22 protein-coding genes and 2 pseudogenes are annotated in these 24198 nt (G+C 38.4%); 15 read left to right on the top strand and 9 right to left on the bottom strand.

Annotated features, from left to right (window positions below):
- Nucleotides 1-473: 473 nt before the first annotated feature.
- Nucleotides 474-1025 carry a hypothetical protein gene (locus tag FTV17_RS09745; protein ID WP_179999185.1) on the top strand — a complete coding sequence of 184 codons (552 nt, stop codon included), beginning with the start codon at nucleotides 474-476 and terminating at the stop codon, nucleotides 1023-1025.
- Between the two features lie 148 nt (nucleotides 1026-1173).
- On the opposite strand, the gene FTV17_RS09740 is transcribed toward FTV17_RS09745, so the two are convergent.
- The gene (locus FTV17_RS09740; RefSeq protein ID WP_179999183.1) at nucleotides 1174-1860 is read right to left on the bottom strand and encodes a hypothetical protein; all 687 of its coding nucleotides are present in this window, start codon (nucleotides 1858-1860) and stop codon (nucleotides 1174-1176) included.
- A 90-nt stretch (nucleotides 1861-1950) separates the two neighbouring features.
- Between FTV17_RS09740 and FTV17_RS09735 the strand changes: the two genes are divergently transcribed.
- Genes FTV17_RS09735 through FTV17_RS09725 form a run of 3 tightly spaced genes read left to right on the top strand, consistent with a single transcriptional unit; the run spans nucleotide 1951 to nucleotide 4302 of the window.
- Nucleotides 1951-2304 (top strand): hypothetical protein, encoded by a 354-nt coding sequence (locus FTV17_RS09735; protein WP_179999181.1) that lies wholly within the window; start codon nucleotides 1951-1953, stop codon nucleotides 2302-2304.
- A complete protein-coding gene (locus tag FTV17_RS09730; RefSeq protein ID WP_179999179.1) occupies nucleotides 2304-3413 on the top strand; it encodes a DUF2515 family protein in 1110 nt (369 codons plus the stop codon). The genes FTV17_RS09735 and FTV17_RS09730 overlap by 1 nt, the downstream gene beginning before the upstream one ends.
- Nucleotides 3397-4302, top strand: a complete 906-nt coding sequence (locus tag FTV17_RS09725; RefSeq protein WP_179999177.1) for a hypothetical protein — start codon at nucleotides 3397-3399, stop codon at nucleotides 4300-4302. The genes FTV17_RS09730 and FTV17_RS09725 overlap by 17 nt, the downstream gene beginning before the upstream one ends.
- A gap of 216 nt (nucleotides 4303-4518) precedes the next feature.
- On the opposite strand, the pseudogene FTV17_RS15605 reads toward FTV17_RS09725, so the two are convergent.
- The 6 genes and pseudogenes from FTV17_RS15605 to FTV17_RS09700 form a co-directional block, all read right to left on the bottom strand.
- A pseudogene (locus tag FTV17_RS15605) lies at nucleotides 4519-4710 on the bottom strand (hypothetical protein); the annotation flags it as partial.
- Nucleotides 4704-4961, bottom strand: coding sequence for a hypothetical protein (locus tag FTV17_RS09720; protein ID WP_179999175.1), 258 nt, complete (start codon nucleotides 4959-4961; stop codon nucleotides 4704-4706). The gene FTV17_RS09720 and the pseudogene FTV17_RS15605, both read right to left, overlap by 7 nt.
- A 165-nt stretch (nucleotides 4962-5126) precedes the next feature.
- Nucleotides 5127-5327 (bottom strand): annotated as a pseudogene (locus FTV17_RS09715) (LysE family translocator); the annotation flags it as partial.
- Between the two features lie 146 nt (nucleotides 5328-5473).
- Nucleotides 5474-6085 (bottom strand): NAD(P)-dependent oxidoreductase, encoded by a 612-nt coding sequence (locus tag FTV17_RS09710; protein WP_179999173.1) that lies wholly within the window; start codon nucleotides 6083-6085, stop codon nucleotides 5474-5476.
- Nucleotides 6086-6335: 250 nt separating this feature from the next.
- Entirely contained in the window at nucleotides 6336-7271 is a 936-nt protein-coding gene (locus FTV17_RS09705) for a hypothetical protein (RefSeq protein WP_179999171.1), read from the bottom strand.
- 71 nt (nucleotides 7272-7342) lie between these two features.
- Entirely contained in the window at nucleotides 7343-7900 is a 558-nt protein-coding gene (locus tag FTV17_RS09700) for a hypothetical protein (RefSeq protein ID WP_179999169.1), read from the bottom strand.
- A 243-nt stretch (nucleotides 7901-8143) separates the two neighbouring features.
- On the opposite strand from FTV17_RS09700, the gene FTV17_RS09695 reads away from it, so the two are divergent.
- Together FTV17_RS09695 and gshB are read left to right on the top strand one after the other, a co-directional pair.
- A complete protein-coding gene (locus FTV17_RS09695; RefSeq protein ID WP_179999167.1) occupies nucleotides 8144-9037 on the top strand; it encodes a lysine exporter LysO family protein in 894 nt (297 codons plus the stop codon).
- Nucleotides 9038-9169: 132 nt separating this feature from the next.
- Entirely contained in the window at nucleotides 9170-10108 is a 939-nt protein-coding gene (gene gshB / locus FTV17_RS09690) for a glutathione synthase (RefSeq protein ID WP_179999165.1), read from the top strand.
- A 21-nt stretch (nucleotides 10109-10129) separates the two neighbouring features.
- Here the strand turns inward: gshB and FTV17_RS09685 are convergent, their stop codons facing one another.
- Complete coding sequence (locus FTV17_RS09685; protein WP_179999163.1) at nucleotides 10130-11347, bottom strand: CynX/NimT family MFS transporter; 1218 nt, start codon at nucleotides 11345-11347, stop codon at nucleotides 10130-10132.
- A gap of 393 nt (nucleotides 11348-11740) precedes the next feature.
- On the opposite strand from FTV17_RS09685, the gene murG reads away from it, so the two are divergent.
- The 7 genes from murG (at nucleotide 11741) to lpxC (ending at nucleotide 19837) form a co-directional block, all read left to right on the top strand.
- Nucleotides 11741-12838, top strand: a complete 1098-nt coding sequence (gene murG, locus FTV17_RS09680) for an undecaprenyldiphospho-muramoylpentapeptide beta-N-acetylglucosaminyltransferase (protein WP_179999161.1) — start codon at nucleotides 11741-11743, stop codon at nucleotides 12836-12838.
- A 15-nt stretch (nucleotides 12839-12853) separates the two neighbouring features.
- Nucleotides 12854-14302, top strand: coding sequence for a UDP-N-acetylmuramate--L-alanine ligase (gene murC / locus FTV17_RS09675; protein WP_035265836.1), 1449 nt, complete (start codon nucleotides 12854-12856; stop codon nucleotides 14300-14302).
- 55 nt (nucleotides 14303-14357) lie between these two features.
- A complete protein-coding gene (locus FTV17_RS09670) occupies nucleotides 14358-15287 on the top strand; it encodes a D-alanine--D-alanine ligase (protein WP_035265835.1) in 930 nt (309 codons plus the stop codon).
- A gap of 3 nt (nucleotides 15288-15290) precedes the next feature.
- A complete protein-coding gene (locus tag FTV17_RS09665) occupies nucleotides 15291-16145 on the top strand; it encodes a cell division protein FtsQ/DivIB (RefSeq protein ID WP_179999159.1) in 855 nt (284 codons plus the stop codon).
- 61 nt (nucleotides 16146-16206) lie between these two features.
- A complete protein-coding gene (gene ftsA / locus FTV17_RS09660; RefSeq protein ID WP_179999156.1) occupies nucleotides 16207-17469 on the top strand; it encodes a cell division protein FtsA in 1263 nt (420 codons plus the stop codon).
- A 163-nt stretch (nucleotides 17470-17632) separates the two neighbouring features.
- Nucleotides 17633-18811, top strand: a complete 1179-nt coding sequence (gene ftsZ, locus FTV17_RS09655) for a cell division protein FtsZ (RefSeq protein ID WP_179999154.1) — start codon at nucleotides 17633-17635, stop codon at nucleotides 18809-18811.
- A gap of 123 nt (nucleotides 18812-18934) precedes the next feature.
- Nucleotides 18935-19837 (top strand): UDP-3-O-acyl-N-acetylglucosamine deacetylase, encoded by a 903-nt coding sequence (gene lpxC, locus FTV17_RS09650; protein ID WP_179999152.1) that lies wholly within the window; start codon nucleotides 18935-18937, stop codon nucleotides 19835-19837.
- Nucleotides 19838-19934: 97 nt separating this feature from the next.
- On the opposite strand, the gene FTV17_RS09645 is transcribed toward lpxC, so the two are convergent.
- Nucleotides 19935-20378, bottom strand: coding sequence for a hypothetical protein (locus tag FTV17_RS09645; protein ID WP_035265826.1), 444 nt, complete (start codon nucleotides 20376-20378; stop codon nucleotides 19935-19937).
- A gap of 107 nt (nucleotides 20379-20485) precedes the next feature.
- Here FTV17_RS09645 and FTV17_RS09640 point away from each other — a divergent pair, with 107 nt between their 5' ends.
- Both FTV17_RS09640 and aceE read left to right on the top strand, forming a co-directional pair.
- On the top strand, nucleotides 20486-21193 hold the full coding sequence (locus tag FTV17_RS09640) for a M23 family metallopeptidase (protein WP_179999150.1): 708 nt from the start codon (nucleotides 20486-20488) through the stop codon (nucleotides 21191-21193).
- 302 nt (nucleotides 21194-21495) lie between these two features.
- Nucleotides 21496-24198, top strand: coding sequence for a pyruvate dehydrogenase (acetyl-transferring), homodimeric type (aceE, locus tag FTV17_RS09635; RefSeq protein WP_092766512.1), 2703 nt, complete (start codon nucleotides 21496-21498; stop codon nucleotides 24196-24198).

The raw sequence follows: 24198 nt of genomic DNA, 5'->3' as shown, positions 1-24198 counted from the left end.
ATAGACGCAAAATACTTGAATGAATGTGAGCCAAGGCGTACAAAATTGATTAAAACTTATCCCAAAAGTTGTCCGCAGAAATTGGGGATGGATTTGATCTTAAAAGGCATATATCTTATAGGGAATTACGGTTTTTGATCACTTTTTAACCAATTTTATTGGCAAGAAGTATCAAATTTGCTCAAAAAGCAACCGACATGTTTCACAGTCGGTTTTTTGCTGTTTTTCGGGGTGGGTGAAAATTTTTAAGCTATTGATTTTAAATCATTATTTTAATTGCATTTCGCATAAGCTCTATTATGTTAAATAGACTCAATTGATGGGGATTCTAATTATTATGGATTGCGAATAATAGAGGGGCGGCAATCCAAGATTTAACTAAAAAGTGTATACAAGATTAGTGGTTATTCATGTTAATTTTAATTGAGAGTTACGAGAATCATTAAGAGAAATATATAAAATATGGAAACGATTTGAGTGATGAAAATATGACAATTCAATTTATTAAAAAAGATAAATATCATATAGATTTTACTTGCAATGAAAGTGCGAAAAGCGATGGCCTTTCAATTGATATTAAGAAAGTATTGAGTGAATATCTGAATGAATTTTTTTCAGTAATAAAGAGCGAAATTTGGGATCATTTTGCAGTGGAATTTTGGTTTGACTGTGGGAAATTAATATTTTTTCCAGAAAAAAAACTAGATGAGATATCTACGGAATATGATCCTTTTCCTGCTGATAGATTAGATCCTTATCTTGTTGTTAGGCTTACATCATATCTAGAAATATATAATATATTTATTGATAATAATTACTATACGATCTCAGAAAATGAATTTGAAGAGTGGTGTTTTAAAAACTGTACTGAAGTTTTTAATAGTGTAAGTATTGCTTTGAGTGACTATAGGCTCTCAAGTTTTATTCTGAATTCTTTAAATAAGGAAATAATTGTTTTTCGTTACTTTGGTAGTTCTAGAGAGACTGAGTATGGGGGGAAACAGCTCTATCATACTAAAAGTTAAATTTTCCTAAAATTAACATAATACACGTTATGCGAAATTAGAAAAATGAGTTTATTGCACTGATATTTATCTGTTTTTTAAATTTTAGACCTGGGTTGGTGCCCAGGTTTTTTTATTGCGTATAACAGCTATTATGTTAAATGACAGACTATTTAGTGGAAATTTCCTGTATCTCTAAGGATCCATTTTGGGTATTCGGAATATGACCAAAGACATACTCATCTTCGGTTTGAAAAAAAATATCAAAGCTTTGACTCATCAGTGAATCGACTTGGCTTTGCTTTTGATAAATAGGAGCAATCCGGTTGATGTAGTAATTAACCCACTCAGATTGATGATTAAACGTACCGTAGTCTCTTAAATCAGCATAGAGAAGTTGTAGATCCGCTGAAATGGCTTCAACATTGGGATTAAACATCCATACCGTGATGTTCATCGGTTCAACAGCCATGATTGTGTAGGCTTGCTCCTCATCGAACCTTTCAACTTTATAAAGTTGAGCTCCGCTGTCACTATAACTAGAGCAGAGTAACTTGGTATTTTGTACTTGAAAATGATCAACACCGATTTCATCTTCTCTCACTTTCCGTGAAAGATCTAGACAATAGGGCAAAGCTTTTAACTCTGATTGAGCTATTTGCTGAAATAAGGTTATGCAACGATTGAGCACATAGCTTTCACCTGTTCCCGTAATAATTCCCTTGTACCAAGGATGGATTTTTGACGTTAAGTTATCTATTAACTGCTTTGTTTCACCTTCTTTGAGTGTGACTTCTTTATTGTCTGCAGCAACAATGATGCTATCATTCAGTTGAATGGCTATGATAAAAGTCATACTTTGGTGAAAAAAATTGAACTATTAGAGATTTATTTTAAGCTAAATATAAGATTAATTTTTAAATAATTAAAGAAGATAGGTAAACCTATGGCAGGTGGTTCTCAAGTCATCATTAATAAGAATGGAATTACATTCATTACGCCTGCAAAGTTTGAGGCTAAGGCAGGTCAGCACCTTTTTAAAAGCGGTACAGAAGTTGGTGTAAATATCAAAGGCTTGCCAACTTATGAGGTCTATAATGAGAAATTTCAAATGTTATTGCCCTCTGGTGAGCCCTTTAAAAATGCTGATTATAAAATTTCAAATGCATCCGATGAGTTTATGGCCATAGCAGATAATAAAGGCCGATCTAAACGAATAAATTCCTTACAAGAAGAAAGCTTAAAGCTCGATTTAAATTGGATGAAGCTAGAAGCTGAACCGAGTGAAGGAGATGATTAGTGGGTAATTTAGATTGGGAAAGTAATACAAATACAACAGAGAATAGCTGTAAAACAGCACAGTGTGATTGCTTAACTTTTTGGGAAGTACAACAACAAATAGCGATGATCCGTCTGTCTAACTTAAAAGATGCCAAAAAGAATCTCTATAAACTCGAACCAGGATATGAAGCAAGAGCCAGAAGAATTGCCTCAGTTTATGCCAAAATTTATCTTGAACAAGAAAATCATGGAAGTCAGCAATTAAAAGGCCGTTATTATTGGATGGGCTTAGGTGCATTTGCTTCAAAAACTGTTGCAGCAGTGTTTAAACATGGCCTCACAGCATGGGGATATAAGTGGGTGCCCATTAGCATAATTCGAGACCCTGTACATTCTTTTGCGAAAGGGAATTTATGGTTGTTTATGGATATTGCTCCATGGCATTATGCTTGGAGTATGTCTTCGCAATCTTTTAATCAATGTCGAACTCAACGTGATGTTTCCAAATTTACACATATTAAGGAAGAAGTTATAAACGTTCCTTGGTCTAGTTGTTTACCCATCATTAAGCATTTGCAGAGTACAACTGAAATTACTCAGGCTTTTTGGAAACTTCCGAAAATAGAAAGTGTTTTGAAAAGAAAAGGATTCTCAAGAAGCGAGAACTTTAAAGATGCAGAAAAAGATCTTATGAAGCACTTACTGGCAATTGCAGTACAGGAACAACGTAATATTTTACAAGAATTGGTTTGGAAGGATTGGAAAGTTCAAGCTCAGGCAACTTTACAAAGTTATACCAAAATCCCCGATAGTACTTTAGTCCTTTCTAGTGATTATGGTGTTGATGCTGTTAAGCCTGATAGACATGGGAAATATGAAGGACGTCATAAAGATGTACTCGACATATTACCTGAATCTGTCTATAGCGAGCCTTTAGCACATACCAAAGTTCAAGATTATGATAGCCGTATGGAGTGGATTCAGAAGGCAGCAGAAAAATATCATACCTTAATGTTAAGTGACACAGGGCGACCATTTTTAGAGAAGGAACTCGCAATTATTGCAGGATGGGGCAATAGTAAAGCGGACTTTAAGGTTGGAAAGGACAGTAATGATGGGAAAATATAAATCTTATTTTAATTTTATCTTTGTCTTCATCTTCGGTTTCCTTCTTTTAGGTTGCCAACCCAATGCAAAAAATATAGAGAATAGTGCAATGAATCAGCAACCTTATTTACTCCATTTTGGTCTACAGGGCTTTAAAGACTTTGCTCAATACAATCAGAGTGGTGTGGATAACCATCCTGTCGCTAGTTTTCGAGAATTAGATTTTTCACCACCGAACCTGGGTCAAATTAAGATTGAAAATGGTGAGAGTAGTTTAGTGATTGACCATGTTTTTTATGTGTTAGGAACATCGTTTCATAAGGAAGATGGTATTGAGGTTATGACTGTTAATGCAGGCTTAAATAAAGAGGAGTTTGTACGTCCTGAGCAAGCCTATCAAGCTTATGTTGATTTAATGAAACGAGTGAATCAGGCTGAATGGAAACTTTATATTTCTAGCGGAAATCCACGTATAGCGAAAGAAGATAATATACGATATTTCATGAAATGGGGGGATGTGATTGATCCAAGCCGTATTTTTAGCTATGAAGAATGGAAAAAGATAATGAGTATGGAGGTTGGAAAATCAATTGGCTATCGCCTATATGCTAATGGTCTTTTAGTAGATATCGACATCAGTCAAACTAAAAAAACTGAAGATGGGAAAGAGCAATACATTGTACGTTATGCTTTTAACACCATTCGTTATGATCAACGAGATCGCTTAAGTGATTCAGAAAATAATATTAATGCTTATACAATGACACAATTAGAGTTAAAACAAGCATTTGAAAATAAAGAAAACCGAACTCAAAGATTGAGAGAACAAGCAGAAAAAATTGCAATTGCAGAAGGTTATCGTATAGATGAGAGCTATGTTGGTCCTGATCTCTGGCAGTATGTGAAATAATTAAAAATTTCTAAAATTAAAATACACCGTACGAAACTCAGGTTAATCCTGAGTTTTTTGTTCAATGTGTTCATTTAAAGCAAACATAATAGGATTAGTAATCCTAATATTTTCCTGACATTGAGAACAAAGGATTAGCCCAGCAAACAATTTAACATTCTGCCTATTGCCACAAAGCGTACATGGTTTAGATAACTGAATAATATTGTCCATTATTTAATCCTGTTTAGAAAAATTTCTTTCAGCGTATACAGTACCTTTGCTCTGCATACTTCTTATTTCATCTTTAGAGGCATCGCTCTTCATCATCAACCATAAAAGCATCATGTATGTTGTACTGAAATCCTCATAATACTTCTCCGATAAACTATTTTTTAGCTCGAAATCATCTAAACGCTGCTCTAGCCTAATTCCTCAAATTTTTTCAATGAATACACTTGAAGTAACACATGCTGAAATATTGCATCTTGTAAATCTTTTGAAGTTTTTGAATCTAATTTATCAATAAGTTTCAAGTTTTGAGGCAGAAATGACAAAACATTACTAGCAGAATGCTCCGCTTCCAGTTGGGCTATTTTAAGGTTGCTTTCATATTTTTCGTCAGCAAAGCTACAACCACTTAACTGAAGAGTTAAAAACAGTACCGTAAGTTTTTTCATATTAATAACCTAACCTTTTATAGTCAGCATTTAATCCATCTCCTTTATAAGTACCTTCTTTCCGCAATTGATCTAACATTCCAGCGTGATAGTCTTGTTTGAAGACTTTCTTGTACATATTTCGATTAATGGTTAATGGACCTTGATTTACAACTAATTCCCTTGTATCTGTAACAACTTTTGCCACACTAAAATTGAAAGGGTAATTGAACATAGTGAGGCAACATTAGTACCTAAAATAGTCTGTAATGCTTTTCGATAACCGCCTTTTGCACCTGCACTGATCACCAAAATCATAACAGGGCCTGGAGTGGCAATCATAATAATGACAGTGAAAATATATAAAAAATACTCAAGATAATTCATGGAAATACTATTTTTTAAATTTTATTTATATGAATATTATAATCTCTTTAGATTTAATTCATCTCATTTATTTAAAATATCTCATAGAGTGAAATAAATAATAAAAAAGGAAGCTTAAGCTTCCTTTTTTATTATATTATTGAATATTAATAACCTACGCTAAAGCGCTCTTGAATATGGTTATTATTTTCAAGTTCATCAATGAGCGCTACTGCGAAATCTTCTGCAGAGATTTTACTACCTTCTTCACCAACGATAAGTTCATCTTTACCAGAGCGATATTCACCAGTTCGCTTACCAGGACTGAATTCCGCTGCAGGAGCAATAAAAGTCCAGTCAATGTCGTCCACTTGTTTTAGCTTATCAAAGAACTGAATGCCTGCTTCCGCCTCAGCTTTATAGGCATCAGGGAAGTCCTCGGTATCGATTACACGCACATTTTTATTTGGCACAGTTAAACCGCCAGCGCCACCAACAACAATATAACGTTTAACTTTTGATTCACGAATAGCATTAAGAAGTGAATTGATATCAAGACCTTGGAAACGTACTGCACTAATGACAGCATCTTGACCTTTCAGCTCATTTACAAGTGCTTCTTGATCATTTAAATCTAAATCTACAGTTAAAACACGCTCTGTATCTGAAACTTTGCTTGTATTACGCGCAATCGCTTTGACGTAGTGTCCACGTGAAACAAGCTCTTCAAGAATACGAGAACCTGCCATGCCTGTTGCACCAATTAATACTATTTTCATAATGCCCTCATTAAATTTATAACTATGATTATTGGAGTGCTAAATATTTAGTCATCACGATTAAAAAAATGAAATCATGAATGATTAAAATGTAATATTAATTTAGCTTGAAATAAAAAAGATTAATGTATTAAATCTATGTTGATTTATAGTTAAAATAGGAGTGAGAAGTTATTTAATTATTTTAAATGTAAATTTTATGTAATTACAAGCTTGAAAAATATTCATATAAAACCAGTCTAACTCTTATTTATTGTTGAAGTTGGTTTAAAGAAAATCGCCATATATCATTTTTATATCCATAGCTTTCATCTTTTGAGTTTGGTGGATGCTGTAAGATAAAATTATGTAGTTGCTTTTTTTGATCATTATTCAGAACTTCAACTATAGCTGGTTGGTCGACAATTTGATTATTTAAATTTGAAATAATGTCTTCAATCATCTTCGGATTTTTATGCGCAAGTTGTTCTAGTGTTGTGTTATTTCCCTGACCATTTAGCAGATATTGAGAAAGAAATTGTGCTTCGTTTGGTGAGATAGAATTTTGTTGAAGAAGTTCTTGTGCAAGATTGTGCTGAGTTTGGACAGATGCGGTATGCGGTAGGCTAGAAATAAGAACTTGTTTAACCTTTGGATCTAAATTTGGATCCTGAAAACGTTGCTCTAAAGCGTGACTAATTTTCTGTCGAATCAAATCATTTTCAGGTAGGGATTTTTTGAGTTCATGTTCTCGATCAGTCAGCAACATCGCATTATTCAGTGCGCCTATTGCTAAGCTTTGAATTTTAGGATTTTGATGTGTTAGAAATGGCAAAATTTGTTCAGTTGCTTCTAAAGGATTGAGAGAAGTAAGTTGAGTCAGGATTTCTTCTATTGCATTTTCATCATGCTGGTTTTGTTCAAGGAGCTGAATTAAATCATGTATTTTTTCTTCTCGATTCGCAGCAGATTGATCCAGTTGAAGTAACTTTTTTGCCCATACGGGTAGGTTAGTGTTGAGTTTCATATCTTCACTATTTTCAGACAAGCTAGTCGCGCGATCTTCATTGCTTTTTAACGTTGAAGTATTATTGTTTTGATTTGATATACTTTGAGTCGTATCTGCTGTCGATTTCAAATACACCCATAAAATTACTGCACAGATCACGAAGATCAAAATAACCAAAAAAATATTTTTCTTATTCATAATATTAAAATATTAAGCTGTCGTTGCCTTCAACATCAGAGATGTGAAGGCAATCCAATGGAATGATTTATTTACACTCGTGTAATTGTGAGTAAGCTACTGTTGAAAGTTCCACGCGGTGTGCTTCCTCCTAGATTACCATTACCCGTCTGAGTGTAGAGCCATTTCGTAAAGCTGTCACATCGGAACGCTCCCTTTTGCCATGTATATTTGCTACAAGCACCATTGGAATTATATTGTGAACAGACTTGCACAGCTGGGTTCGGTGTTGCTGAATACAGCGTGTAAGCGACATGAGGTCGTTGCTGATTTGAAATCGCAGTGATTTGATTAGCAGCAGATGAGTAAGGAGATTTATATCCAAAACTTGTTTTGGCCTTTGCTCCCCAATATTTTGTAGTTTTAAATCCACTTAAGCTGACATATTCAATCACATCTACATATGCCGTTTTGTTCATGACTTGAACAATATTGTTTGAACTTACATATACACCTGTATGCCCTAATGCACCAACGAGTGGAACGTCGAGGTCTCGACCGAGTACATCACCGACTCGTGTAGGATTACCTGCTGCTAAAGTAACTGAACTGATACAGAGTAAACAGAGTGTAGAAATTATTTTAATCATGGACTTGTACCTATTGTTGGAATATCAAGTCCTGTTAGTTTTATTCAACGATGTTAATGTTTGATGTAATTCGTATTTGAAGTTGTAACAGTACATCAGAATTTAATTTCACTACTCGATAATTATCTAATATTTATAAATATAGATCTTGAGCGCTATTGATTTGAGTTTCAAATAAAACTTTATAATTTCAAACTTTACATTCTTATATCGAATACTTCACACATTAAGTGCTGCATAACTATGATTCAAAATTTAATAATTTCGCTTTTACCTATTCTCATTTCTCTTATATTGGGTTGGGGCATAGGTAAAGCTGCAAACGTTCAAGTTCGCAATATATTGGTTGGTCAAATTACGTTTTTGGTTTGGTTGCTCCTCATCTCTATAGGCTTTCAATTTGGCAGTGTATTGTTTGATAAAGACCTTGGTTCAAAAATATTAATTGAAGCTTTTATTTATTCAACAGTGTTAAGTGTGATTACCTTTGGACTTTTATTTAATCGTAGCCACTTTAAGGCTGAGCACCAAAAATCATTCAAGGATATGCTCAAACCTATTACCGAATGCTTGATTGCGATTGGAATGGTGTTGATCGGCATGGGGCTATATTGGCTATTACCCAAGACTTTATCAGGGGAAATGTTAAGCGCGATACTATTGTATGTGTTGATTTTTTTAATCGGAGTGGATTTGTCTACGATTAAAATTCAAGCTCTCACTATGAATCATATTAAAGTGCCATTTTTTTCAATCATTGCACTGTTTATTGGGGCTTATTTGACGAGTCATATCATGACTCAATCCTTTGTCGAACTCGTGGTGATGGGGAGCGGATTTGGTTGGTTCTCTCTTTCTGGTCCTTTAGTTGCTAAAGTTTTAGGACCTGAGCAGGGAACTTTTGCTTTGATCACAGATCTTGTACGAGAGTTTTATGCGATTGCATTGTTGTATTTATTAGGTCAGCGTTATCCAAAGCCAATCATTGGTGTATGTGGTGCCACGGCGATGGACTCGACTTTACCCTTTGTAAAAAACAATTGTTCACCATTAGATGTACAAATTGCAATTCTCAGTGGATTTTTCCTGACGCTCATTGCGCCGTTTTTTATTATTTTTTTTAGTAGTTTGGTATGAATGCAAACTCTAGTGCTCAGCAGAAATAGGAAAGAGCTTCGCTGAATTTATACAATTGATCCTTTGATAGATCAGTAGATCGTTCACTAAACTTCGTTATAATCGCTTCATTGATAAAATAGAGAACAGATCATGCGCGTACTTGTGGTGATGGATCCCATCGAAAATGTAAACCTCAAAAAAGATTCGACCATGGCAATGCTTTGGGCTGCTGCACGTCGCGGTCATGAGTTAGGGTATGCACTTCAGGAAGATTTATATATCGATCAAGGCAAAGCTTTTGGTTTGATCTCACCACTTAAAGTGTTTGAGGATTATAATCATTACTATGAACTTGGTGAAAAACAGAAAGAATCTTTAGCCGCATACGATGTTGTGCTCATGCGTAAAGATCCACCTTTTGATATGAACTTTGTTTATACAACTTATATTCTGGAACAAGCGGAACGTGAAGGTTCGTGGATTATCAATAAACCTCAAAGTTTGCGAGACTGTAACGAAAAGCTGTTCGCTACACAATTTCCAGAACTGCAGGTTCCGACTTTGGTAACTTCACAGCAAAGTTTAATCCGAGAGTTTATTGCTGAACATCAAGATGTGATTGTAAAACCCCTAGATGGGATGGGCGGTATGGGAATTTTCCGTTTAACCGCTGCAGGGGCAAATATCGGTTCAACTTTGGAAATGTTGACTCAAATGGGTCAGCAACCGATTATGGCGCAACGTTATATTCCTGAAATCGTGGATGGGGATAAACGTATTCTGATGGTCAATGGTGAGCCAATTCCATATTGTTTAGCTCGTATTCCACAAAATGGTGAAACGCGAGGTAACCTTGCTGCTGGTGGGCGTGGTGAAGCACGTCCGTTGACTGAAAATGATAAGGCGATTGCTGCTAAAGTTGGACCATTCTTGCGTGAGAAGGGACTGGTATTTGTGGGTCTTGATGTCATTGGAAACTATGTAACAGAAATTAATGTGACTAGTCCAACATGTATACGTGAAATAGACGCACAATTTGGTACTTCTATCGCAGATACATTATTTGATGTTTTAGAAGCTGGACGTTAGTTGATCTGCAAAAAAAAGAGCCTAAACAGGCTCTTTTTTTTGCGTATATATTTTAAATAAATAATAGCTGGTCAATAGTCCTAGGGTGGAAAGACTTAAGGTAACCCATGCGGCATTTGACCACTGGTGAGAAGACGAAACGAGAGCCGCTGTGGCTGGGGGAACAAGGAACTGCGCACATGCAGAAATTTGCAGCACTAAGCCCATACTGGATGCTGCTGCATTGGCCTGTGGAGCGTATTTAAGTGTATTGGCGAAGACGGTCGTCGGAATAATGCCACCGATAAAAGAAAACAAAATAGCGCACAAATATTGCAACTCAAAACTCAACCAATGTGGTTGTGAGAATACAACCCAGCTACATAAAATTAGACTTAAAAAACTACATTGAAGTAATTTAAAAGGAGCTATGCCTTTTTGAAGTAATACGCCTGCGCCAAAGGTTCCACCTAAGTTAGATAACACAACCATTGACACCAAAATTCCTGCGAGCTTTAAATCCATATTGAATGAGACATACAAGCTGGGTAAAAAACCTGTGAGTGTGATCCATTGACTGGTATAGCAAGCAAAGATAACGGCTAGACAGAGAATGGGTGGATGGGTCACGGTGGCTTTAACAATAGATAAAAAAGAGTTGGAGGTTGATGTGCTCAGTGCCTTTGTCGTTACAGTGGTTTGTTTATCGTCATAACGTAAAAAATGGTAAATCATCAAGGCAACCAGCCAACACAAGGCACCAAATAATGCCCAAATGTGTTGCCAACTGAGCCATTCGAGTAATACAGGGATGGTCAAAATAGCAAGACTAACCCCAACTCCCATATAAGAACTCCATAACCCCATTTTAAAATTCATGGTTTCAGGCGTGCTCAGGCGTTTTAAAATTGCGGGAGCGCAAAGACTAATGGTGAGAAATCCAATACCTTCCATAAATCGAAAAAAATAAAGGCTAACACTATGATCAATCCATAAGCCTGCAAAACTACTCATCCCCAATAGAATGAGTGCAAAAATAAGACATTTTTTGAGTCCTATTTTCTCAGATACAGCACCAATACACAGGGCAAACAGCATTCCAGCACCTTGAACCAGTGATAAGGATAGGCCTGCTTGGGTGAAACTTAGATTTAAATCTTTTTGAAGAATTGGAATAACAGCAGAAAGTTTACCGACATGAATTGCAGCAAGGTAGCCTGCCAAAATAATCCAAATGTCATAAGGTGATATTTTTGACATTTGCGTTTAAAAATCCTTTTATTCGCGAGCTGAATCTCAATGAGATATATCAATATCATAAATAGAAAGGTTGCCTCATACCATTTAGACATAAGTTTATATCCAATATGGCGGTAGCGAAGATACGAAGGAATAATAGAACCAATACTGTGGTGGTTTTTAATGTGCACATTAATCATTATTCTGGTGCGTTATAAACTAGATCGAATGGTAAAATACATAAAAAAGGCACACCTCATAATAAATCTAGTTTAAACTCTGAAATCATATGAAAAAAACAATTAAAGGCTCCGTGAAAAAAAGTAAATAAACTTTCATGGATATACGATTGTGATTACAATTGATACCTTATATAAAATTTTCTGTTAGCTCTTAGATTTGAAGAATTAGACCGTGACACAAGCTCAGCATAAACAACCTAAACATGTCATGATGATGGCTGCAGGTACAGGTGGACATGTATTTCCTGCCCTAGCAGTTGCTCAGGAATTACAACAGCAAGGTGTCGAAGTGTCATGGTTGGCAACGCCTTCAGGCATGGAAAATCGCCTGCTTAAAAATCACCACATTCCAATTTATCAAATTGATATTCAGGGTGTCCGTGGCAATGGAATCGTCCGTAAGCTGCAAGCCCCTTTTAAAATTTTAAAAGCAACGCTTAGCGCAATGCGCTATATGAAACGATTAAACGTAGATGCAGTCGCTGGTTTTGGCGGTTATGTTGCGGGTCCTGGTGGTTTGGCTGCGCGTATTCTTGGTATTCCTGTCATCATTCATGAGCAAAATGCAGTAGCGGGTTTCACCAATACGCAATTGGCTCGTGTTGCTAAAACGGTCTGTCAGGCATTCCCGAAAACATTTCCAGAAAATCATAAAATCGTGACTACAGGTAATCCCGTACGTAAGGAAATTTCTGCGATATTGAGTCCTGCTTGGCGATATCAAGAGCGAGAAAAAGCCAATCAACCTATTCGTATTTTAATTGTAGGCGGCTCTTTGGGCGCACAAGCATTGAATGAGCGCGTACCCGAAGCACTGAAACAATTAGATGTTCCTTTAAGTGTTTATCATCAGTGTGGTCAAAATCATGCTGATAGCACGCGGGCACGTTATGCCGATGCTCCTGATCATTTACAGGTAGAAGTTCAACCGTTTATTGAAAATATGGCGGAAGCCTATGCCAATGCCGATCTAGTAATCTGTCGTGCTGGTGCACTGACGGTCACTGAGATTGCTACTGCGGGTGTTGCAGCCGTATTTGTACCTTTGCCAAGTGCAGTAGATGACCACCAAACCGCGAATGCCAAATTCCTAGCAGATATTAATGCTGCAAAAATTTGTCCACAAGCGACACTCACTCCTGATTCATTAAAAGCAGTTTTATTGCCACTCATGAACCGTACATTGTTGACGGAAATGGCTGTTAAAGCACGTCAACAAGCTCAACCAGATGCAACTCAGCGTGTGGTTGGTTTAATTCAAGATTTGTAAGTTTTAGAGAAAATTATGTCTTCAACGAACCCAGCTGATAAAGCAAAAAACCTGATTAAGATTCCTGAAATGCGCCGTATCAAACATATTCATTTTGTGGGTATTGGTGGTGCAGGAATGTGCGGGATTGCGGAAGTCTTAAAAAACCAAGGCTATAAAGTTTCAGGGTCGGATATTAAAGCCTCTAAAACCACTGCACAGCTTGAAGAAAATGGCATTAAAGTTCATATCGGACACGCTGCTGATAATATTGACGGTGCGAATGTATTGGTTGTATCGACTGCGATTGACCAAGAAAATCCAGAAATTAAAGCAGCGATTGAAACACGCATCCCTGTAGTGCGTCGTGCGGAAATGTTGGGCGAGTTGATGCGTTACCGTCATGGTATTGCGGTTGCAGGCACACATGGTAAAACCACAACAACAAGTTTGGTGACCTGTATGCTTGCTGAAGAAAACATGGATCCGACATACGTGATTGGTGGTTTGCTTAATCGCTCTGGAGTAAATGCTGCTTTAGGTGCGAGTCGTTATATTGTAGCTGAAGCAGATGAATCTGATGCTTCATTCCTATATTTAGAACCAATGGCTGCCATTGTCACCAACATTGATGCTGATCATATGGACACTTATGGTGGTAGCTTCGATGTTTTGAAAGATACTTTTGTTCAATTCTTGCAGAAGCTTCCGTTCTACGGTTTAGCCGTAGTGTGTGGCGATGATCAAAATATTCGTGAAATCATGCCACGTATTGGTCGACCTGTTTTAACTTATGGGTTTAACGAAGATAACGATATTCGTGCCGTAGATGTGGTACAAGAGGGGATGCAATCGCATTTCACAGTGCTTCGTAAAAACAAAGAGCCACTCAAGTTAACCATTAATATGCCTGGTTTGCATAACATCCTTAATGCGTTAGCTGCGATTGGTGTGGCAACTGATGAAGGTGTATCTGATGCTGCAATTGCCCGTGCTTTAGAAAGTTTTAGTGGTGTAGGGCGTCGTTTCCAAATTCAAGGTGAATTTGAGTTAGGTGATGGAACGGTCAAACTGGTTGATGATTATGGTCACCATCCAAAAGAAGTTGAAGCAACGATTAAAGCTGCGCGTGCAAGTCATCCTGATCGTAGACTTGTGATGATGTTCCAACCTCACCGTTTTAGCCGTACACGTGATTGTTTTGATGATTTCGTTGATGTCTTGTCACAAGTCGATCAATTACTGCTATTAGAAGTATATTCTGCAGGTGAAAAGCCGATTGTTGGTGCAGATAGTCGCTCATTGGCAAGAAGTATCCGATTACGTGGTGATGTTGAACCAATCTTGATTGATCCAGTAGAAGGGAATTTGCCAAATGTGATACAAAAAGTGTTACAAGCAAATGACTTGTTATTGACTCAAGGTGCGGGTAACGTTGGAGCAATTTCAATTGAGCTTGCTCAGAACCAGCTCTATTTAAAATAATCGTCGTTTGATGATTTGGCTAAATTGAAAATTTTATAAGTTTAAGGAACTAAACGTGTCAAATGCTTCTAAATTCGGCAAAGTTGCTGTATTGCTTGGTGGTAAATCTGCAGAGCGTGAGGTGTCATTAGATAGTGGTAAGGCTGTACTTGAAGCATTGGTACGTTCAGGGGTGAATGCAGAGGGTTTTGACCCTCAAGAACGCAGTGTGACTGAACTGGTAAATTACGATCGTGCATTTATTGTGTTACATGGTCGTGGTGGAGAAGATGGTCAAATCCAAGGCGCATTAGAGTGGTTAAATATTCCATATACTGGAACTGGTGTGCAGGGGTCGGCTATTGGAATGGATAAAGTAAAGACCAAACAAATTTGGCAAGGTTCTGAACTTCCAACAGCGCCATACCGTATTGTTTCTAAAGATACTGATGCGCAAGCACTCGTTGCAGAACTTGGATTGCCACTGATTATCAAACCCGTGCATGAAGGCTCAAGTGTGGGCATGAGTAAGGTTGAGAAAGCAGAGGATTTAGCTGAAGCAATTAAAAAAGCGACTCAACATGATGCTGTGGTCATGGCTGAGAAGTGGATTACAGGTCGTGAATTTACGATTTCATTTTTAAACGGCCAACCATTACCAGTCATCCGTTTACAACCTCCAGCTGATGTAGCCTTTTATGACTATGAAGCTAAATACCAACGCAATGATGTTGAATATGGTATCCCTTGTGGTTTGAGTGAAGCTGAAGAAAAAAGCTTACAAGCGCTTTGCTTACGAGCGTTTCAAGCTGTTGGGGCAAGTGGTTGGGGTAGAATTGATGCTATGCAGGATGAGCAAGGTCAATTTTGGTTGCTAGAAGTGAATACTGTTCCAGGCATGACCAGTCATTCATTGGTACCAAAAGCAGCTCAAGCAGTAGGTTATAGTTTTGAAGATTTGTGTTTGGCTATTTTAGAGCAAACCTTAGCGAAAGAATCACACTAAGTTATGGCTCAACTACCTCCATCGATGCGTCGCAAACGTGCGGCGATTACATCGATTCATGACAAACCACCGACTCGCAAAGAGAAAATGATTAATGCGGGTGGTTGGGTCATGCTTATTTTTGCATGTTGTGTACTTTTGGTCGGGATTTATGGCTTATATAGTGTTATGACCAGTGCAAAGGTAGCATCTTTGGATGTGGTTGGTCTGCAAGCCGAGTCTGAAATTAGTCAAGTGAAACAGCAGTTAATACCTACCATTACAGGCAATTATTTTACTGCTGATCTTGAGCAAATTCGTGATAAGGCATTAGAGATTTCTTGGGTAGATCGAGTGGTCATTTCTAGAGCTTGGCCAGACGGTATTAAGGTTCGTGTTATTCCGAAACATCCGATTGCACGTTGGGGAACAGGACGTCTGTTAAGTGATCAGGGTGTGGTGTATACAGAGGCGTACTCTAGAAATCACGCAAATTTACCACTAATGCATGGTCCGTCAGATCAGTCAAAAGTCATGATGAGACGTTATCATGAAATTAATCAACTGTTTAGTCCAGTTAATCTGCGTTTGAAAGAGCTATATTTAACAGATCGTCGGACATGGTTTATGCAGTTCGATTCGGGTTTACGTATTATTGTGGATCAGGATCAGACCATGAGCAAACTGCAACGATTGAGTCACTTATCTCAAGCAGATCTGAAAGTGGTTTGGCCAAGAGTTTCCGCGATTGACTTACGTTATCGAAATGGCTTGGCGATTCAATGGAAAAATGCGACACCACCAAAGATTATAAATGGTCAGTTTGTTGTAACCATTAATGACATTAACATTGCAGATTCAAGAGTTGCAAAGCCATAATACGTGGCTTTAAAAATAGGCATAAGCCAGATATAAACAATGAAGAAAATGGTAGTGAATCATGAATGAGGCTGTTCCCTCAGTTGTTGCGATAGACATTGGGACACATAAAGTTTCAGTTCTAATTGGTAAAGTACATGCGCCGGATAATATCCAGGTCATCGGTATGGCGACTGCGCGAAATAAAGGCATGAACAAAGGAAAAATTGTTAGCCTTGAAAAAGTGATCTCTGCGATTAAGAATGCGGTACAAGAAGCAGAAGACATGGCGGAGTGTCGTGTGCATTCAGCATGGGTATCGATCCCGAGTACAGAACTTCAAAGTGCTTATGCGACAGGCCGGACACCGATTTCTAATTCAGAACGTACCATTACGACTTCAGAAGTGGTTAAAGCTTTAGAAATGGCAAAAGCCAGTCATTTAACTTCTGATCATTATCTTGCAAGTGCAGTCCCATTGGGTTTTGAGTTGGATGATTCACCTGAGTGGGTGCATAATCCAATCAACCTTTCAGCAAATAGTATGACGGCGCACTATCAACTCATGATGCTACCAATCAGCACCATGCAAAATTTAGATCGTGCAATGAAAGGCGCCAATATTTTTGTCGAAAAGATGGTGATTTCATGTTTAGCAACGGCTGAAGGTGCATTGCTAAAAGATGAAAAAGAGTATGGTGTATGCTTATTGGATATTGGGGCTGGTACAACCAATATTGCAGTTTATATTGAAGGTCATTTAGTGCTAGCACACACCATTCAACGTGGTGGTGAAAATGTAACGCGTGATATCGCTGCAGTATTGCAAACGACGACCGAAGAAGCTGAACGACTTAAATTGCTTTATGGTTGCGTTGATTTACAGCAAGTCAAACCTGAACATATGATCGAGTTTGAAGCGATCGATGGTCCTCAAGCGATCAGTCGGATTGAGCTATCAGAGATTATTATTGCACGTTACGAAGAAATTCTTTCTATGGTGCGTGATGAGTTACAACAACGTGGTGCGCTACAAAGTTTATACCACGGTGTAGTTTTAAGTGGTGATGCATGTCAGATTGAGGGTATGATCACATTATCACGTCGTATGTTGGGTGTTTCTGCTCATTTAGGCAACCCTCCGCTACAAGTATATGCGGATGATCAACATTTACCTGCATTAAGACGTTCAATGTATTCTACCGCAACAGGACTGCTGTTATTTAGTCAAAGCGATTTACAAGAATCGGTTGAGCAACCTGAAGAAGTGAATAAGCGTCCATTATTAGAGCGCATAGCGAATGGTTGGAATGCGTTTAATAACAAATTGAAAGGTATTTTTTAAGTTTAGTTTTTAAGGGAGTATTGTTTGCAACTTGTAAGAGCAACTTCATGTGCTTGACAAGAATGTGATTGCAACGCATCCTAAAAACAAATTTTTATTATTGAAGATCAAGGCAGTATACGGGCTTAAGTGACTGCCAAATTTATTAGGAAAAGTTAAGGTCATGGCTTCATTTGAATTTTTAGAAGATGAACAAACCGATAATAACGGTCAAGCCCGTTTTACTGTGTTTGGTGTTGGTGGCGGTGGTGGTAATGCCGTACAACACATGGTGCAATCTGATATCAAAGGCGTGAAATTTGTTTGTGCAAATACAGATAAACAAGCTTTAGATCGTATGAATGCGCCATTCAAAATCCAATTGGGCCAACAAAGTACGCGTGGACTAGGTGCAGGAGCAAATCCTGATGTCGGTCAAATTGCAGCAGAAGAAAGTCGCGAGTTAATCCGTCAGCATCTAGAAGGTGCAGATATGGTATTTGTTACTGCCGGCATGGGTGGTGGTACTGGGACTGGTGCAGCACCAGTCGTGGCTGAAATAGCACAAGAAATGGGTATTTTGACGGTTGGTGTTGTCACCACTCCATTTAACTTCGAGGGTCGTCGTCGTCAACGTTCTGCTGAAAAAGGGATCGAAGAACTTGAAAAGCATGTTGACTCATTGATTATCATTCCAAACCAACGCCTACTTAGCGTTTATGGTGATATCTCAATGCAAGATGCTTATCGCAAAGCGGATGATGTCTTGCTTAACGCAGTACGAAGTATCTTTGATCTAGTTGTGCGTCCTGGTCATATCAACCTTGACTTCGCCGATTTAAAAACAGCGATGAGCACACGCGGTTATGCGATGATGGGTGAAGGTAAGAGTAGCGGTCCAGATCGTGCTGAAGATGCAGCGCGTCTTGCGATTCGCAGTCCGTTGCTTGACAACGTAAATATTATGAACGCGAAGGGTGTTTTAATTAATATCACTGGCGGTAATGATGTTACCTTACGTGAAACTGAAATTATCACAGATGTTGTCAATCAAATTGTTGATCTGGATGAAGGTGAAGTCTTCTTTGGTACAGTATTTGATCCAGATGCGCGTGATGAAATCCGTGTTACAGTGATTGCCACCGGTTTAACTCGTAATGCGAATGAAACGGAAGTGAAGCGTCGTGCACCAGTGAGTGTTAATCCATCAGTTGGTGGACAGGCTGCTGCTTTGGATGAAGATGATGTTCCAGCAATCAGTAAACGTCAGAATCAAGAGAGTGTAGCCCCAGAGCCTTCTGCAGGGCCTCGATCTGCACCAATGAGCATTCAAGATTATCTTAAAAATCAACAGCGTAAATAACATGTAACATAATGTGTTTACGATGATCAAACAGAAAAGGTGGCGCTTATGCCACCTTTTTGATTTTTATCAATGGCTAAATGTGCTAACGTATACTAGATTTTAGATGAATATTGAAGAAACATGTTGAAACAACGCACCCTGAAACGAGTCGTGAAAGCGAGTGGTATCGGATTACACAGTGGGCAAAAAGTAATGATTAACTTTGTACCACATGTAGCTGATGGGGGTATTGTTTTTCGCCGTATTGATTTAAATCCGCCTGTAGATATTCCTGCCAATGCGATGCTGATTCAGGAAGCATTTATGTGTTCGAATTTGGTACAAGAAAATGCCAAAGTTGGGACTATCGAACATATTATGAGTGCGATTGCAGGTCTTGGTATTGATAATCTGATTATTGAAGTATCAGCTTCAGAAGTTCCAATTATGGATGGAAGCGCCGGTCCATTTATCTATTTACTCATCCAAGGTGAGTTGATGGAGCAAGAAGCGCCTAAAAAATTTATAAAAATATTAAAGCCTGTAGAAGCATTAATTGACGATAAGCGCGCTATTTTTAATCCGCATGATGGTTTTCAACTTAATTTTACGATTGATTTCGATCACCCAGCCTTTGCCAAAGAATATCAGTCTGCCAGTATTGATTTCTCAACGGAAACATTTGTTTATGAAGTCAGTGAGGCACGTACTTTCGGCTTTATGAAAGATTTGGATTATCTTAAGGCGAATAATTTAGCTTTGGGTGCTAGTTTAGAGAATGCAATTGGCGTTGATGATTCAGGTGTCGTGAACGAAGAAGGCTTACGATTTGCTGATGAATTTGTACGTCATAAAATATTAGATGCGGTGGGTGATCTTTATTTACTCGGACATCAAATTATTGCGAAGTTTGATGGTTACAAATCTGGACATGCACTCAATAATCACCTGCTTCGCAATGTTCAGAGTGATCCATCTAATTATGAAATTGTAACATTTGATGACGAAAAGTCATGTCCAATTCAATATGTAAGTGTGATCTAAGTCATTGTCTTCAGGTTAAATGTTATAGTATAACATTGTTAAGTGTGACTTAATTCGCCTTTAAAATAGTGAATGACGTTTAAATCAAATGATCCTGTTACTTTTTATTGCTTGCCAAACGTATCATAGCTTGGCTAAGCTTAGGATCGTTCACAAAACTAGCAGCGTTGAGTAACATTTCTTGCGTTGTCGGACATAAAGAAGTTTTGGAATTTTCAGTTTGTGTTTGGGGAATTTCTTTTTTTGCTCGAAGACGAACTTGGATTTTTTGTAAATCTTTGAGTTCAGGGATTTGTGATAACTGAGAAATATACTGTTTTTGAAGGTAACCGAGTTGACTAATCATGGCTTGATTTTCACCGGTGATGGTCAAAATACCGTATTGATAACAGACAACTTGCCATTGTTCATTTTTGGGCAATAGCGGTTGAATTAATTTTGTAAGTCTCTGCCAGTCAGCAACTTGCTTTGTGAGAAACGATAAGTTTCCTGTTTTTATGTGTTGTCTTGTTTGTTGAAACATATTTTTTGGTTCTGACATACATTGTTCCTACATTGTTTTGTCTTAATCTTAAACGCTTGTTTCTTTCGATATCAAGGAAGAGATCACACAAGAGACTTGAGTAAGAACAGTTTAATGAGGTTTATATGTATACGCGACGTATTTTATTAGCGTTTTCTTTAGCAGCTTCAGCAGCTTCGGTTGCATTTGCAGATTTAGTTCAATTAGATGCCACACAAGCCTCCAATCCTGATCGATTGGAAGAGTTAACAAGAACACTATCACAAGGTTCTTATAGTCATCCAGATGACATGGACATTCCAGCGACAGCACAAGTCGATGTGACAGTTCGGGCAAAGGCGGATCCAATCGAATTAAATAATGCGCTGCTTAATAGCAAATACCCTGCTCAAAAAACTACAACGACAAGTTCAAATCGTTACTCTTCAAATAACGTATATTCATGGTTAGTGACACACCCACTTCCAAGTGGTCGTGTCAGTTCAAATTATGGCGGCCGAACAATGGGCGGACGTGCTGAAAACCATTCTGGTTTAGATCTTGCGGCACCAACAGGAACTCCAATATATGCAACTGGTCCAGGAATAGTGACTAAATCAGGTTGGGGTACAGGTTATGGTCAATATGTCGAAATCAACCACGGTAATGGGTATATCACACGATATGCACATGCTTCACGCTTAATTGCTAAAGTGGGTGATAAAGTCACTGCTGGCGAGCATATTGCCAATGTAGGTTGTACTGGACGCTGTACTGGTCCTCACTTACATTACGAAGTGGTCAAAGATGGTCAGCGTAAAAATCCTTCAACTTACCTAGCGATGTTGCCTTAATTAATTATCAAACCTCATTAATACACATCCATTGTTAAGTCATTTGAATAAATCGCCAAGCATAGTCTTGGTGATTTTCGTTTTTGCAGTCAGGTCACCTGACTAAATTCAAGATTAAAATAAAGCTTTGTATAAAAAAACAGCAAAATTGGCGTTTTAGTGTTAATTTGTGTAATAAATGGTCAAGTAGTATTTATTATCGAAATATTAGTCTAATGTCGTATTCATTTATAGCCATAACTGCGTATCGCGAAAATATGTTAAATATAGGGCATACAAATAGGCATGAATATAGGTGTAATATGGCGTATTACGGTGATACCGACGCACAAGAAACCCAAGAGTGGCAGGACGCTTTTGACTCTGTTTTACAGCATATGGGGACTGAAAGAGCAGCCTTTCTTCTTGAAAAACTGTATCAACGTGCGATTGCGAAACATGTTCCCATTCAGCGTCTAAATACTCCTTACTTAAATACGATTTCAGTAGAAGAGCAACCTGCAATGCCTGGCGATCCAGATATGGAGCGCCGAATTCGTGCTTTGATTCGTTGGAATGCTTTAGCAATGGTGCTTCGCGCCAATAAAACAGGCGACGATCTTGGTGGTCACTTAGCCAGCTTTGCATCTTCTGCAACTTTATATGATGTTGGCTTTAACCATTTCTTCCGTGCGAACAGTGATAACTTCGGCGGTGACATGATTTATTATCAAGGTCACTGTGCACCAGGGATTTATGCGCGTTCATTCTTGGAAGGTCGTTTAACTGAAGAGCATCTAAACAATTTCCGTCGTGAAGTTGATGGTATCGGTTTGCCTTCGTACCCACATCCATACTTAATGCCAGACTATTGGCAGTTCCCAACGGTATCGATGGGTCTGGGTCCAATCATGTCCATTTATCAAGCACATATTCAAAAGTACTTGATGAACCGCGGTTTGATTAAAGAAGAAGATCGTAAGGTTTGGGCTTATCTTGGCGATGGTGAGATGGATGAACCAGAAAGTACTGGTGCAATCTCGTTGGCAGGTCGTGAAAAGTTAGACAACTTGGTTTGGGTTGTAAACTGTAACTTGCAACGTTTAGATGGTCCAGTTCGTGGTAATGGTAAGATCATCCAAGAACTTGAGTCTTTATTCCGTGGTGCAGGTTGGCGCGTGATTAAAGTAGTATGGGGTCGTCATTGGGATCCACTACTTGCTAAAGATGAATCTGGTGCGCTTAAAGCCATTATGGAAGAAGCTGTAGATGGTGATTATCAGCGTTATCAAGTGAAAGGTGGTGCTTATACACGTGCGCACTTCTTTGGTAAATATCCTGAAGCTGAAGAGTTAGTTAAACACTTAAGTGATGAAGATATCGATAATTTAAATCGTGGCGGTCACGATCCTTACAAAGTATATGCTGCTTATGCAGAAGCCATGAAATCTACAGGTCAGCCAACGGTTATTCTCGCGAAAACTGTTAAAGGTTATGGCTTATCTGAAGAAATTGAAGCGGTCAATAAAACGCATCAAATCAAGAAAATGCAACTTGAATCGCTTAAATATGTACGTAACCGTTTCAACTTGCCATTTACCGATGAGCAACTTGAAGAAGTTCCATTTTATCGACCAAGTGAAAACTCGCCTGAAATTAAATATATGAAGGCTCGTCGTGAGGCTTTAGGTGGTTACTTACCAGCACGTCGTAAAGAAAGTGAATCTTTAGCGATTCCTGAGTTGTCTGTATTTGATGCAGTGTTAGCTGGTTCTAATGGTAAGCAACAATCAACGACCATGGTGATGGTACGTTTGATCTCTGCACTACTGAAAGAAAAAGCAATTAAAGATCGTGTGGTACCAATTGTTCCAGATGAGGCGCGTACTTTCGGTTTAGAAGGGATGTTCCGTCAATTGGGTATTTATGCCGCGCACGGTCAAAAATATACCCCTGAAGATCAAGAGCAGTTGATGCATTACCGTGAAGCGAAAGATGGTCATATGCTTCAAGAGGGGATCAATGAAGCAGGTGCGATGAGTGCTTGGGCTGCTTTAGGAACAAGTTATTCAACCAATAACCTTCCTATGATCCCGATGTACATGTATTACTCAATGTTTGGCTTCCAACGTATTGGTGATATTGCATGGGCGGCAGGTGATGCACAGGCCCAAGGTTTCTTATTGGGTGCAACTGCTGGTCGTACTACGCTGAATGGTGAAGGTCTACAGCATCAAGATGGTCACTCACATATTCTTGCGAATACGATTCCAAATTGTATTTCTTATGATCCATGTTTCGGATATGAACTTGCGGTGATTGTACATGACGGTCTAAAACGCATGTATGTGGATCAGGAGCGAGTGTTCTATTACTTAACTGTAATGAATGAGAACTATGAGCATCCAGCGATGCCACAAGGTGCTGAAGAAGGCATTAAACGTGGTATGTATTTACTTGAGGAAGATGAAAAAGCCACAGTTCAGCTTTTAGGTTCAGGTGTAATTCTGCGTGAAGTGATTAAAGCGGCTCAAATTTTACGTGATGAATATCAAATTCATTCGAATGTCTACAGCGTAACAAGCTTTAATGAGCTTGCGCGTGATGGTATGGCGTGCGAAGAATATAATCGTTTACATCCACTTACTGAAGATGTAAAAGAAGCATGGGTGTCGAAGCAGTTGCGGGGTACGAAAGGTATCGTCGTTTCTGCAACAGATCATATGCGTGCTTACAGTGAGCAAATTCGCGCTTACCTTCCAGATAACCGTCCATTTGTAGCATTAGGTACAGACGGTTATGGTCGCTCAGATACACGTGCAAAACTTCGTAGCTACTTTGGTGTAGATGCTGCACATATTGTTGTTGCGACACTGAAGAAACTTGCTGACGAGGGTGAAGTAGATGCACGTCTAGTTAAAGATGCAATTTCTAGCTTTGAATTAGATACTGACCGTCCAGTCGCTTGGGCACCTCAAACAACGCCTGAACTTCACGCTGTAGCTGACTACAAAGAGGAGAACTAA

Source organism: Acinetobacter sp. YH12239 (assembly GCF_013417635.1).
Lineage (GTDB): Bacteria > Pseudomonadota > Gammaproteobacteria > Pseudomonadales > Moraxellaceae > Acinetobacter.
Note: the sequence above shows the minus strand (reverse complement) of the source record. Positions and strands in the feature narration are given on the sequence as shown.